Annotated in this window: 15 protein-coding genes, 1 tRNA gene and 1 pseudogene; 6 read left to right on the top strand and 11 right to left on the bottom strand. The window is 72.3% G+C overall.

Annotated elements, in window-relative coordinates; genetic code table 11:
* Positions 1-78: 78 nt before the first annotated feature.
* Together AC5PYY_RS01935 and AC5PYY_RS01930 are read left to right on the top strand one after the other, a co-directional pair.
* Positions 79-186, top strand: a pseudogene (locus AC5PYY_RS01935) (hypothetical protein); the annotation flags it as partial.
* 40 nt (positions 187-226) lie between these two features.
* Complete coding sequence (locus tag AC5PYY_RS01930) at positions 227-724, top strand: putative endonuclease domain-containing protein (RefSeq protein ID WP_493899407.1); 498 nt, start codon at positions 227-229, stop codon at positions 722-724.
* Between the two features lie 264 nt (positions 725-988).
* Here the strand turns inward: AC5PYY_RS01930 and def are convergent, their stop codons facing one another.
* A complete protein-coding gene (def, locus tag AC5PYY_RS01925) occupies positions 989-1558 on the bottom strand; it encodes a peptide deformylase (protein ID WP_493898137.1) in 570 nt (189 codons plus the stop codon).
* A 46-nt stretch (positions 1559-1604) separates the two neighbouring features.
* Between def and AC5PYY_RS01920 the strand changes: the two genes are divergently transcribed.
* On the top strand, positions 1605-2249 hold the full coding sequence (locus AC5PYY_RS01920; RefSeq protein WP_493898136.1) for a hypothetical protein: 645 nt from the start codon (positions 1605-1607) through the stop codon (positions 2247-2249).
* Positions 2250-2368: 119 nt separating this feature from the next.
* Here AC5PYY_RS01920 and AC5PYY_RS01915 read toward each other — a convergent pair whose 3' ends face one another.
* The 3 genes from AC5PYY_RS01915 to AC5PYY_RS01905 form a co-directional block, all read right to left on the bottom strand.
* On the bottom strand, positions 2369-3181 hold the full coding sequence (locus tag AC5PYY_RS01915; RefSeq protein WP_493898135.1) for a PH domain-containing protein: 813 nt from the start codon (positions 3179-3181) through the stop codon (positions 2369-2371).
* Between the two features lie 68 nt (positions 3182-3249).
* Positions 3250-3420, bottom strand: a complete 171-nt coding sequence (locus AC5PYY_RS01910; RefSeq protein ID WP_022926000.1) for a hypothetical protein — start codon at positions 3418-3420, stop codon at positions 3250-3252.
* A gap of 265 nt (positions 3421-3685) precedes the next feature.
* Entirely contained in the window at positions 3686-4276 is a 591-nt protein-coding gene (locus AC5PYY_RS01905) for a TetR/AcrR family transcriptional regulator (RefSeq protein ID WP_493898134.1), read from the bottom strand.
* Positions 4277-4506: 230 nt separating this feature from the next.
* Between AC5PYY_RS01905 and AC5PYY_RS01900 the strand changes: the two genes are divergently transcribed.
* Positions 4507-5322, top strand: a complete 816-nt coding sequence (locus tag AC5PYY_RS01900; protein WP_493898133.1) for a DUF2867 domain-containing protein — start codon at positions 4507-4509, stop codon at positions 5320-5322.
* Between the two features lie 27 nt (positions 5323-5349).
* On the opposite strand, the gene AC5PYY_RS01895 is transcribed toward AC5PYY_RS01900, so the two are convergent.
* Together AC5PYY_RS01895 and upp are read right to left on the bottom strand one after the other, a co-directional pair.
* Positions 5350-6540 (bottom strand): pyridoxal phosphate-dependent aminotransferase, encoded by a 1191-nt coding sequence (locus AC5PYY_RS01895; protein ID WP_493898132.1) that lies wholly within the window; start codon positions 6538-6540, stop codon positions 5350-5352.
* Between the two features lie 8 nt (positions 6541-6548).
* Positions 6549-7187: a uracil phosphoribosyltransferase gene (gene upp / locus AC5PYY_RS01890; RefSeq protein WP_493898131.1), complete on the bottom strand. Its 639-nt coding sequence runs from the start codon at positions 7185-7187 to the stop codon at positions 6549-6551.
* A gap of 17 nt (positions 7188-7204) precedes the next feature.
* On the opposite strand from upp, the gene AC5PYY_RS01885 reads away from it, so the two are divergent.
* A complete protein-coding gene (locus AC5PYY_RS01885) occupies positions 7205-7720 on the top strand; it encodes a nucleoside deaminase (protein ID WP_493898130.1) in 516 nt (171 codons plus the stop codon).
* 59 nt (positions 7721-7779) lie between these two features.
* A tRNA-Ser gene (locus tag AC5PYY_RS01880) sits at positions 7780-7866 on the top strand.
* A 151-nt stretch (positions 7867-8017) separates the two neighbouring features.
* Here AC5PYY_RS01880 and AC5PYY_RS01875 read toward each other — a convergent pair.
* From AC5PYY_RS01875 to AC5PYY_RS01855, 5 genes are all read right to left on the bottom strand, one after another.
* Positions 8018-9550, bottom strand: coding sequence for a serine hydrolase domain-containing protein (locus tag AC5PYY_RS01875; RefSeq protein ID WP_493898129.1), 1533 nt, complete (start codon positions 9548-9550; stop codon positions 8018-8020).
* 141 nt (positions 9551-9691) lie between these two features.
* The gene (locus AC5PYY_RS01870) at positions 9692-10153 is read right to left on the bottom strand and encodes a DUF4190 domain-containing protein (RefSeq protein WP_493898128.1); all 462 of its coding nucleotides are present in this window, start codon (positions 10151-10153) and stop codon (positions 9692-9694) included.
* 96 nt (positions 10154-10249) lie between these two features.
* A complete protein-coding gene (locus AC5PYY_RS01865; protein WP_493898127.1) occupies positions 10250-10729 on the bottom strand; it encodes an SRPBCC family protein in 480 nt (159 codons plus the stop codon).
* Positions 10726-11244: a LytR C-terminal domain-containing protein gene (locus AC5PYY_RS01860; protein ID WP_493898126.1), complete on the bottom strand. Its 519-nt coding sequence runs from the start codon at positions 11242-11244 to the stop codon at positions 10726-10728. The genes AC5PYY_RS01865 and AC5PYY_RS01860 overlap by 4 nt, the downstream gene beginning before the upstream one ends.
* 27 nt (positions 11245-11271) lie before the next feature.
* Positions 11272-11583 carry a type II toxin-antitoxin system VapB family antitoxin gene (locus AC5PYY_RS01855; RefSeq protein ID WP_493898125.1) on the bottom strand — a complete coding sequence of 104 codons (312 nt, stop codon included), beginning with the start codon at positions 11581-11583 and terminating at the stop codon, positions 11272-11274.
* Positions 11584-11588: the final 5 nt, after the last annotated feature.

Here is an 11588-nt window from a genome sequence, read left to right as displayed (position 1 = left end):
GGTATGCCGTGCCTGTCCACAGAAGTCTGACGCGGTCTGGTCCTGGTCCCGCCCGGGCCCCGGCACGGGTCTCTCGAGGTGCACCACGGCGTGGTCACGGCCCACGAGGCCGCCGGACTCGGCCTGGGGCCGGGCCACCTGCGGTCTCTCGTCCGTCGCGACGTCCTCCGCCCGGTGGTGCGTGGCGTCTATGCCCGTGCCGACGACGACCCGGACCGCTCGACCCGTGAGCGCCGCTGCGGATGCCTTCGGCAGGGTGCGGGAGGTGCCCGTGGCCGAACCGGCGCTGGCGGTGGTCGGCACCGCCGTGAACGCCGGGATCCGATCGGGGATCGCGGTGGCGGACGCCGCCCTCAGACGTGAGCTCGCCACCACGTCAGCGATGCAGGAATGGGTGGGGCGGATGCGGCATACCCCCGGGCTCGCAGCGGCCAGATTCGTCGTGTCGCACGCCAGCGCCTCCGCAGAGTCCGCGGCCGAGTCGCGGGCCAGGCCGGAGCTCGTCGCGCTCGGCCACCGGGTCGTTCCGCAGTTCACGATCGTGGAGAGCGACGGCAGCTTCGTGGCCCGCATCGACTTCCTCCTCCCCGATCTCGGTGTGGTCGTGGAGGTCGACGGGGCGGTTAAGTACGACGGCGTCGAGGGTCGAGCTGCCCTCGTCCGGGAGAAGGGACGCGAGGACCGCATCCGCCGACTGGGGTATGGCGTCGCTCGCCTCGTCTAGGCGGATCTGGGCCACCCAGAGCGCATCGCGCGGGTCGTGGAGCAGGCGGCGCGCGCAGCCCAGGTGGCTGACGGGGTCGTCGCCGAGGGGCTGCGAGCCCACATCAAACGGACCGGCGCCACCTGGGACGGTCCGGTGCTGCATCGTGTCGGCGGGGCGACGCCCTGACTCGGCGGACGTCCGTCCCCGACTCGTCGCGCGATCGTGTTCTCGTGCCCGGTTGCACCCGGCCACAAGAACAGCAAGGCGCCACGAGTCTGCGGCTCAGACGTCGTCGGCCTTCGTGCTCGCCGGGTCCCACTTGAGCACCCCGTCGAGGGCCCAGCCGCGATCCTTGACCGCTTCGCGGGCCTGGGCCTTGACCGGTCCGGTCAGCTTGTCGACGTAGAGGTAGCCGTCGAGGTGATCGGTCTCGTGCTGCAGGCAGCGGGCCAGCAGCCCCTCGCCCTCGACGACGACCTCCTGCCCGTCCAGGTCGGTGCCGGTCACCCGGGCCTGCGGGTGCCGCGCCAGCGGGAACCACTCCCCCGGGACGGACAGGCAGCCCTCGCCGTCCTCCTCCTCGTCCAGCGGTGCGGGCGATCCGAGCCGCTCCAGCACCGGGTTGACGACGACTCCCCGGGCGTTGTCGGCGCCCGGGACCGGACAGTCATACACGAAGATCCGCAGCCGCGACCCGACCTGGTTGGCCGCGAGTCCCACGCCCTCGGCGGCCTCCATGGTGTCGAACATGTCAGCGACCAACGTGCGGATCTCGTCGGTGACCTCGCGCACCCGCTTGGTCTTGGCGTGCAGGGCCTTGTGGCCGATGACGGTGATGGGTCGGACTGCCATGGGAGCCGATTCTAGGTATGTCGTCGCGCGCCTCTACCCTGAGGGCATGAACTGGATCGAGGTGCTCGGGTGGGTGGGCTCGGCCATCCTGGTCGTGTCGCTGCTGCAGACGCGCGTTCTGCGGCTGCGCTGGATCAACCTGGTGGGCTGCCTGGTGCTCATCGGCTACAACGCCGTGGTCGGTGTCTGGCCGATGGTGGGCCTCAACGTCGTGCTCGCCCTCATCAACGTGGTTTATCTCTGGCGGATGCTGCGCACCCGGCACGACGCCGCGGCCTACACCGTGCTCGAGGTCGAGCCGGACGACACCTACCTGGAGCACGTGCTCGGGGTGCACGGGCAGGACATCGCGGAGCACAACCCGGGCTTCGCGCAAGACCCGGACGACTCGGCCTTCCTCGTGCTCCAGGGCGACGAGACGGTCGGCGTGGTGCTGGCGCGGGACGCCGGTGGAGGGACGGCTGAGGTCGTGCTCGACTGGGTGACGCCGAGCCACCGCGACTTCTCGCCGGGGGAGTTCGTCTTCGGTCGGTCGGGGTTGTTCTCGAGCCGCGGTTTCGACCGTGTCCTGTCGCCGGAGGGTATGCGGCACCCCTACTACGAGCGGATCGGCTTCCGTCCCGAGGGTGACCGGTGGGTGCTCGACGTCTCGGGCGAGCAGGGGGAGGCCGCAGCGGCGGCCGACAGGTAGCCGGCGCCCGAGGCTCGGGACCTGGCCGCGTCGTCGGGGGTTGCGCGCGTCCGGGTCACGATCGAGCGAGCGGACAGAGCCGGTCCAACCGTGGGTCGCGCGAGGGGAGCCGAGTCGCGTCAGCGCAGCGGAGTCGGGTCCGGGTCGACCGCCACCTTGCGCCGCGTGGCGGTGCGCCTGCCCCGGGGGTCGTCCTCGTCGACCCAGTCCCAGTCGGCGGGCAGCTCGTGCGGGTCGACCTCTACGTAGCGCGCGTGTCCGGGGTGGCCGGAGCGGCGCTGCTCGTCGTCCCGCCAGTCGTCCGACCAGTCGTTGTCCTGGGAGCGACGCTGGCTCTCGCGCCCACGCTCACGCCGGCTGTCACGACCGCGCCCGCCCCGGTGCGCGTCATGCCGGCCGTCGTGGCCGTCGCGGTCGCTCTCGTCGTCCTCCCAGAGATCCTCGTCCTCGCCAGGGTCCCGCAGGTCGCGGCCGAAGATCGTCTCGCACATGGCTTGATACTTGTCGTCGGGCTCCGGGATGTAGTCGATGTGGCTGAGCGCCTGGTCCTGACCCGCAGACTCCATGACGAACTGGCCGTAGCCGAGGATGCGACCCATGATCGTGCGGTCGTAGCTCATGTCGGTGACCTTGACCAGCGGCATCATCGCGACCCTCTGGGTGATGAGGCCGTAGGTCTTGAGCAGGCGGCGGTCGGTCGCGATGAACCACTCGCACCGCCACTCCAACACCTTCCACGCCGCCCACGCGCAGACCACCCCAAAGACGCACAACGCCAGGCCGGTCGCCGCCATATCCGTCGTGGAGGCGGCGATCCAGAGGGTCAGGAAGAGCGCGACGAGGACGGCGGCCGCGGGGCCCATGAGCTTGGCCCAGTGCCACCGTGTGGAGACGACGATGCGCTCGTCGCGCAGCAGGTAGCGCTTGGCCACCCGGCGGCTGACCTGCGGCTCAGGGCTCTGAGAATGGCCCGGCACTGCTGCCCTGACCGGTCGCCGCGTCAGGTCCCCATCAGCTGGTTGAAGAACCGGCCGATGTTGAGGAAGCCCTGGCTGATGATGTCCCACACCGCGCGCACGATGTCGGCGGCGCGATCGGGGTTGGTGATGACGGCGTAGATGAGGAAGCCCCACACGAGCCAGTGCAGGACCTTCTTGACCGTGGACGGCATGTCAGGTGCCTCTCGCTGGACGGTGGGCGCAGGTCTGGTGACAGTGTGGCAGATGTGACGGGGTATGCCGATCCAGCCCCGCTCGCGAGCGTGTCGCCACTCCCAGCCCCCACCGGGCGTCGCGAAGGGTTGCCCTCATCCCCACCGAGCGTCGCGAATGGCTGCCTTCATTTCCACCGAGCGTCGCGCATGGTTGCCCTCATCCCACCGGGCGTCGCGCATGGTTGCTCTCTCCCCACCGGGCGTCGCGCATGGTTGCCGGGGTCTACTCGGCGGGTGCCAGCAGGGTGTCCAGCACGGCGTCGAGGTGCCGCTTCAGCCGCTGCTCGTCGTGGGCCGGCAGCAGGCCGGTCCGGATGAGCTGCAGGTGACCCAGGTAGGCGGCATAGGCGAGGACCGCACGGTCTCGCGCCGCCTCCGCGTCGAAGCCGAGCTCGCTGTAGACGCCCGCGACGTAGTCGATACGGCGCTCGGTGACCCGCCGCAGGGCCGGTGCCACGCGCTCGTCGTCGGACAGCGCGAGCAGCGGCAGCTCCACCTGGTCGACGGCGGCGTGCCCGACGATCGCTGCGAAGAGCCGGCGCAGCCGCGCCGCCGGGTCGCGTTCGCCGGAGCCGGCGTCGACCTCGGCGATGACATCGACCGTGTGCTCCCGCTCCCACACCCCGAGGGCGGCGTTGATGAGCTCGTCACGACTGCCGAAGTGCCAGTAGAAGCTGCCCTTGGTCACGCCCAGCTCGCGCGCCAGGGTCTCGACCGCTACCGCCGCAGTGCCTCCGCGACCGAGCGCCACGAGCGCGGCGCGCGCCCAGGCGTCCTGGTCGAGGCGGGGTGAGGTGGAGGTGGTCGGCGACACGCTCCATACGCTAGCGTATGGAGCGCGCCATACGGTGCCGTACGGAGAGGTCCTCATGCACAACGTGCACCAACGGCGGATCGCCTCGCCAGCGTCTCGAATCGGCCCGCTCCTCGACCGGCTCGGCGCGCCCGACGACCCGCTCTGGCCCGCACCCGCCTGGTTCCGATGCGGCTGGAACGCCCGCTCGCGGTGGGATCGCAGGGCGGCACGGCGAGGTGCGCTACCACGTGGTGGAGCACGAGCCGGGTGAGCGGGTCCGGTTCCGGTTCGAGCCCGAGGTCGGACTCGACGGCTGGCACGAGCTGCGGATCGAGCCTGCCGGAGCCAGCGGGTGTGTCGTGACCCACGAGATCCAGGCTCGGCCGCGCGGGGTCATGCGGCTGCTCTGGCCGGTGGCGGTCCGCTGGATGCACGGCGCGGTCGTGGAGGACCTGCTCGACAACGCCGAGCTGATCGGCACCGGTGAGGTATGCCGTCGGGCCCGGTGGGCGCCCCACGTGCGCCTGCTGCGGAGGGCCTTCGAGCGCTCGGTGCGCGAGGTGCCGGTGCCCGCCGGTGCCGCGCTGCTCGCTGGGGGTGGGGCCGGACGGGAGTGGCCGTTGGCCGATGCCTGGCAGGCCCCCCTGCCCGAGCACGTGACCGACAACCCGCGCGCCTGGCACCACGCGATCTTTCGCACCGTGCCTGCGTGGGTCGGGGTGGCGCTGGTGCTGCGGAACGCTCTGGTTCCCGTCCTGGGGATCGAGCAAGGAGACGCGTCCTCCTTCGACATCGCTGCCGCCGACGAGCGCGAGGTGCTGGTGAGCACCCCGGAGCGGCACCTCGACTTCCACGCCTCGATCCTGGTGGAGGAGCGCTCGGTCACGCTGAGCACGCTGGCGCGCCCCCACAACGCCGCCGGCCGGCTTTATCTCGAGGTGGTCCGGCGGATCCATCCCGTGGTGGTCAGCAGGATGCTCCGCCGCGCGCTCGCCGACCTCGCCGACCAGGCACCGTCAGCGGGGGAGCGGGAGCTGGCGCGGCGGCATACCTCTCCGGCGTAGGAGCAACCATTCGCGGCGCTCGGTGCTTCAGGGGGGTGGCGCCAGCAGGGGCGAGCCCGCCATCCGGTCCAGCGCCCCGTCCACCTCGGCGGTCGACCCCGCGAAGCTCAGCCGCACCTTGCGGTGCCCCTCGGCCGTGTCGAAGTCCACCCCGGGAGTCAGCGCCACGCCGCAGTCGTCCAGCAGCGCTCGGCACCAGGCGACCGAGTCATCGGTGAGGTGCCCGATGTCGCACCAGGCATAGAAGGCGCCGTCCGGCGGGGCGTAGTCGCGCAGCCCGATCTCAGGTAGGCGCCGCAGCAGCAGCTCGCGGGTCGCGGCATACCGCTCCCGGTGCGAGGCGAGCTCGGCCTGCGCCTCGGGCCCGAGCGCCGCGATCGCCGCGTGCTGACTCACGGCGGGAGGGCAGATGTTGAGGTTGCCGGTGAGCACCTCGAGCGGGCGGCGCAGCGCGGCCGGCGCCAGCACCCAGCCGACCCGCCAGCCGGTCATCGAGAAGTACTTGCTCACCGACCCCACGACCACGCTCTCCCGTGACGTCGACCAGGCGCTGGCGGTCGGGCGGCCGTAACTGAGGCCGTGGTAGATCTCGTCGCTCACCAGCAGTGTCCCGTGCTCCTGGCACCAGTGCGCCACCTCAGCCAGCACGTCGGGGTCGATCACCGTGCCCGTGGGATTGGCGGGGGAGGCCACGATGAGCCCCGCGGGCGGCTCGGGCAGTGCCTCCAGCATCTCCACCGTCGGCTGGAAACGCGTCTCAGGCCCGCAGTCGAGCTCCAGCACGCGGCACCCCAGAGCAGCCAGGCTGTTGCGGTATGCCGGGTAGCCGGGCCGCGTCATCGCCACCTGGTCGCCGGGGTCGAAGGCGGCGAGGAAGAGCGTGGTGAACGCCCCGGAGCTGCCCGGGAAGACCACGACGTCCTCCGGCGAGACCTCGATCCCGGAAAGCTCGTGGTGGTAGGCGGCGATCGCCCGGCGCAGCGGCAGGATCCCGGTGGACTCGGTGTAGCCGAGCACGTCGGTGTCCAGTGCCTCGATCGCGGCGGTCCGCGCCACCGCGGGAGCCGGCGTCGAGGGCTGCCCGGCGCAGAGCATGAGGACGTCGCCGTGGCTGCGCTGCCGGGCCGCCGCAGCCTTGAGCACCTCCATGACGTGGAACGGCTCGACCGCCGACCGCGCGGAGACCCGCGCGGCGGCACCGTGGGCGAACGACGGCATACCCAGGCTCAGACCACGCCGTAGAGCCGGTCACCAGCGTCGCCGAGCCCCGGCACGATGTAGCCCTGGTCGTTGAGGCGCTCGTCGACCGCGCCGGTGACCAGGGTGATCGGGGGCTCGACGTCGGCGAGGCCGGCCTGGACCTTCTCGATGCCCTCGGGTGCCGAGAGCAGCGTAATCGCGGTGATGTCGTCGGCGCCGCGCTCGACGAGGTAGCGGATCGCGGCGATGAGGGTGCCGCCGGTGGCGAGCATGGGGTCGAGCACGTAGCACTGCCGCTTGTCGAGGTCGTCGGGCAGCCGGTTGGCGTAGGTGTGCGCCTCGAGCGTCTCCTCGTTGCGCACCATGCCGAGGAAGCCCACCTCGGCCGTCGGGAGCATCCGCATCATCCCGTCCAGCATGCCGAGCCCGGCGCGCAGGATCGGCACGACGAGTGGCTTGGGGGACGCCAGATGGATTCCCGTCGTCGGGGCCACCGGCGTCTCGATGTCGAAGGGGGAGACGCGCACGTCCCGGGTGGCCTCGTAGGCCAGCAGCGTGACCAGCTCGTCGGCGAGGCGACGAAACGTGGGGGTGTCGGTCCGCCTGTCCCGCAGGTAGGTCAGCTTGTGGGCGATGAGCGGGTGGTCGGCGAGAAGGACGCGCATAGGCCAGACTCTAGGACGTGAGCCCTCGTCCCGACACCTCGCCCGCCGCTGCCGTTGGAGGTGCGGGAGCGGCGTGGGGCCTGGCGCGGTATGACGCCTGGCTGGGCGAGGCGATCGAGGAGGCGCGCGCGGTGGGCGCGTCCGGCGACGTGCCGATCGGTGCGCTCGTGGTCGACGGGGCGGGCGAGGTCGTCGGCCGTGGGCGCAACGTGCGCGAGCTGGAGCAGGACCCCACCGGTCACGCCGAGGTCGTGGCACTGCGGGAGGCTGGCCGGGCCGGGGGCGGGTGGCGGCTGGAGGGGTGCACGCTCGTCGTCACCCTGGAGCCCTGCGCGATGTGCGCCGGCGCGGCGATGCTGGCGCGGGTGGACCGGATCGTCTTCGGGGCCTGGGACGACAAGGCCGGCGCGTGCGGCTCGGTGTGGGACCTGCCCCGGGACCGGCGCGCGCTCCATCGGGCCGAGGTCGTCGGGGCCGTGCGCGAGGAGGAGTGCGCTGCGTTGCTGAGCGACTTCTTCGAGACACGCCGTTGACCGTCCGCCTGGGGAAAGGGTTTTGGGCCGGCACCGCCTCGTCAGGTATCCTCTGCGGCGGTGGCGTGTCCGAGCGGCCTAAAGAGCACGCCTCGAAAGCGTGTGTGGGCGCAAGTCCACCGTGGGTTCAAATCCCACCGCCACCGCCCTGAGTCCTCACCGGACGACGATGCCCCCGGATCCTTCCGATCCGGGGGCATCGTGCGTGCCGGCGACACACCCGACCAGAAGCGGCCCCAGCGTTCACGTGAACGCTGGGGCCGCTGCATAGCGGCCTGTCGCCGGGACGGACCAGGGTCAGACGCCGGCCGGGTGGCGCACCTCGGCGACCGGAGCGGGCGGCGCGACCGGGCGGGTGCCGTAGCCACCCCGCAGCAGCGCCATGATGCGGGCGGCGCAGAGCGTAGTGCCGACGCCGATCATCGTGACCGCCACCAGCATCACCGACGGCAGCATCGCCGCGCCCTGGTGCCAGGCGGCGCCGAAGCTCATCCTCTGGCCGAACGCGAGGGAGGCCAGCAGCTGCGGCAGCGCCAGGCCGAGCCCGGTGAGACCGAGCGGCCAGCCCAGACCCAGCATCCGACCGCGGGTGCTCGTGCGGCGGGCCGGCCAGCTGCCCGCCCGAGCCAGGCCCACGACGCCCGGCACCGCGACGAGGGCGATGAGCGCCAGCGCCACCCGGTCCGCGGTGACCGCGGTAGCGGTGGGGATCGAGGCCTCCACCCCGGCTGCCTCCTGCGCCAGCCCGCGCGCCAGCATCGACGGGGCACCGATCGTGTCGGAGAGGACCAGCGCGGCCTCGCCCGTCGGGCGCCCCGCGTCGTCGAGCACGAGCGACAGGTGCGAGGTCCAGGTCGCGAGCGCCCCGCCGTGCTCGAGGAGGCTCCCGCCGTCCTGCTCCGACAAGGACCAGCCGAGCCCGTAGCCGCCGGCCCCGCTGCCCGTCCCCGGCTGCGCGGTGTGCATCTCGCGCAGCGCCTCCGCGGAGAGCACGCGGGTGCCGTCCTCCGCGGTGCCGTCGCCGGCCTGGAAGTCGACCCAGGTCGCGAGGTCGGAGGCGGTCGTCACGACGCCGCCCGAGCCGAGGCACAGGTCTGAGGGCTCGGGGAAGGGCACGACCAGGCCGAAGACGGAGGTATGCCCGCTGCCCAGCCCGGGGACCGAGGCGGCGCAGTCGATGGTCGCCGTGGTGTCGCTCATGCCGAGCGGGTTGAGCAGCTCGCGCTGCTGCACCTGATCGAAAGGCTGGCCGCTGACCTGCTCGACCGCGAGCGCGGCGAGCGCGTAGTTGGTGTTGACGTAGTGGTGCTCGCTGCCCGGATCCGTGCCGAGCATCTCGTCGCGCAGGTCGGCGAGCAGGTCGCCGCCGTCCTCGCCGGCCCGCCCCAGGTCGTGGGTCGAGCCACCGCCGAGTCCGCTCGTGTGCGCGAGCAGCATGCGGAGGGTGATCGCGTCGGCGCGCTCGTCGGCCATGGCGAAGGAGGGCAGGGCGTCGGTCAGCGGGGCGTCGAGGTCGAGCTCGCCGCGCTCGGCCAGGACCATGACGGTGGCGGCCGTGAACGCCTTCGACATCGACGCGATGCGGAACGGCGTCTGCTCGGTCACCGGCTCGCCGTCGACGTCGGCCCCGGTGGACAGGTAGGTGACCTCACCGTCCTCGAGGACCGCGGCGGCCAGGCCGTGGGAGGGGAAGCGGTCGGCATACCCGTCGAGGAGGGTGTCGGTGCGGGTCACCGGGGTGGTGGCGCCGGCCATGCTGGTCCAGCCCAGCAGGATGAGCAGCGGCAGGACGGTGAGGCCCAGGCTGCGGGCGGCGAGGGAAAGGTTCATGCCCACGACGCTAGAGACGCAGGCGCTCCTCGACAGCGCTGCTGCCCCACGAGTCACCGGGGGGGATAACCCACCGAGCCCGGCTCCCGGCCTGCAGATCGAGCTGGCGAGGCTGCCGGAGTGAGCAGGCGAGGCTGCCGGTCAGCCGGCGGAGACCATGCCGACGACCGCGATCACCCAGATGACCGAGGCGAGCAGGCCCAGCGCCAGTAAGGCGGTGCCGATGATGCCGAGGACCTGACCGGCCACGAGGTGACCACGGTTGCTCACCGGGGTGGGTGAGCGGTCCACCTCGCGCAGGGCCTGGGTCGAGATGGCCCAGGCGAAGGGTGCCGCGAGGGTGAAACCCGCGACACCGAGGATGCCCAGCACCAGGGCGAGCGTGCCGCGCGGGTGCTGCGGGTAAGTCGCCTGGCTCCAGGGCAGGCCGCTCGGCGGGCCCGCCGAGCCGTGGCCGTGGGGTGTCGACGTGTCCTGGGGTGACACGGCGTAGGGGTTACCGGGTTCGGACCCCGTCTGGGGCGACGCCGTCGCGTAGGGGTTCGTCGTCTCGGACCCGTCCTGGGGTGCGCCCGGGGTCTGCGGCGGCTCGAAGCGGTACATGTCACCCAGGATAGGCCGGGGACGCGAGGTCTCCCCTCCGCTGTCCACAGGGGCTCCGCGCGGCGGTGCTCCGTCTCCGGAGGGCTCGGCGAGGGGTCAGCCGCGGGCGACCTGCTCGGCCGCCGTGGCGATGTCGTCCAACTCGGTGCGCAGCGCCTTCTCCGTCAGCTTGAGCCCGAGCGGCCCCACGACCCGCAGCGCCATCCGCTGCAGCGCGTTGGGGTCCGGCGTGGTCGCTCCGAAGCGCACGGCCAGGCGGGTCGCCGCACCGCCGTCGAGGGGTTCGAGCGTGATGACGGTCCGGTATGTCGTGTTGCCCGACCGCGCCTCCATCACCGTCTCGCGCTCCGGGTCGTTGTCGACGACCCAGATCTCCTGCGTGTCGGAGGCGCCCATCATCCGCCGCGTCTCCCGCCAGCCCGTGCCCACGGCGTAGGGACCCGGCGTGATGACGTGCAGGTCGGTCACCTGAGAGAGCCGCTCCTGGGCGTGCTCGAGGTCGGTGACGACCTCCCACACCGCGCTCGGTGGCGCCTGGACGCGCCGCTCGACGCGGACCTCGTGGTCCAGAGTCATCCGTCGCCCTCGCCCTCGGGCGTGCTGTCGGGGGAGGGCAGGTCTTCCCAGGCGTCCCCGAGCACGAGGTCGACCGACTCGTCCTCCCGCTCGTCCGCCACCAGCTCGACCTCCTGCGGCAGGGCCTCGGCCAGCAGGGCCGCCGCCTCCGCCCCGGCCGGGCCGTGGACGATCTGTCCTGCGCCCTCTAGGGCCAGGTCGGAGTTGCCGACGCCGTCGACGGTGAAGCCGCGGTCGCCGAGGCCGTCGGCCGCGCGACCGGCGAGGCCGGCGCGGCTCGTCGTGTTGAAGACGTTGACCACGACGTCCTCGGCCGCCAGGCTGGGGACGGGTGCTGCGGTGGTGGCACTCGCCTGGTCCTCGTCGGCGTCGCCGCCGAACCACCCCTGGACGTAGGCCATCGATAGCACGAGCACCAGCGCCAGCGCGCCCAGCAGCCCGGTGATCACCAGCGCGGCGCGACGGCGTGCTCGGCGGGCGGCCGTCGACATACCGGCCGTGCGCACGTATCCCACGGGTGGACTCCTCTCCGACGCAGCAGGCTAGCGACTCTGCGGCGCGTCCAGGTCGAGGACACGCCCGTGGACCACCGGCCGCCCCTGCAGCGCGGCCCGGAGCGCCCGGTGCAGGCCGTCCTCCAGGTAGAGCTCCTCGCGCCACTTCACGACGTGGCAGAAGATGTCGCCGTAGAACGTCGAGTCCGACGACAACAGGGCCCGCAGGTCCAGCTGAGAGCGAGTCGTCATGAGCTCGTCGAGGCGCAGCATCCGGGGCGGGAGGTGGGCCCAGTCCGCCGGCGAGTCCAGGTCGTGGGAGGGATAGGGTTGCTCGTCGCCCACGCCCTTGAAGATCATGACCG

Source organism: Serinicoccus sp. JS2-9 (genome assembly GCF_059025165.1).
This window is presented reverse-complemented; position numbering and strand designations above follow the sequence as displayed.

Excerpts from the sequence above, each read along its gene's own strand:
- def (WP_493898137.1), bottom strand. The coding sequence starts at position 1,558 with ATGGCAGTCCGACCCATCACCGTCATCGGCCACAAGGCCCTGCACGCC.
- AC5PYY_RS01920 (WP_493898136.1), top strand. The coding sequence starts at position 1,605 with ATGAACTGGATCGAGGTGCTCGGGTGGGTGGGCTCGGCCATCCTGGTC.
- AC5PYY_RS01910 (WP_022926000.1), bottom strand. The coding sequence starts at position 3,420 with ATGCCGTCCACGGTCAAGAAGGTCCTGCACTGGCTCGTGTGGGGCTTC.
- AC5PYY_RS01895 (WP_493898132.1), bottom strand. The coding sequence starts at position 6,540 with ATGCCGTCGTTCGCCCACGGTGCCGCCGCGCGGGTCTCCGCGCGGTCG.
- upp (WP_493898131.1), bottom strand. The coding sequence starts at position 7,187 with ATGCGCGTCCTTCTCGCCGACCACCCGCTCATCGCCCACAAGCTGACC.
- AC5PYY_RS01875 (WP_493898129.1), bottom strand. The coding sequence starts at position 9,550 with ATGAACCTTTCCCTCGCCGCCCGCAGCCTGGGCCTCACCGTCCTGCCG.
- AC5PYY_RS01870 (WP_493898128.1), bottom strand. The coding sequence starts at position 10,153 with ATGTACCGCTTCGAGCCGCCGCAGACCCCGGGCGCACCCCAGGACGGG.
- AC5PYY_RS01865 (WP_493898127.1), bottom strand. The coding sequence starts at position 10,729 with ATGACTCTGGACCACGAGGTCCGCGTCGAGCGGCGCGTCCAGGCGCCA.
- AC5PYY_RS01855 (WP_493898125.1), bottom strand. The coding sequence starts at position 11,583 with ATGATCTTCAAGGGCGTGGGCGACGAGCAACCCTATCCCTCCCACGAC.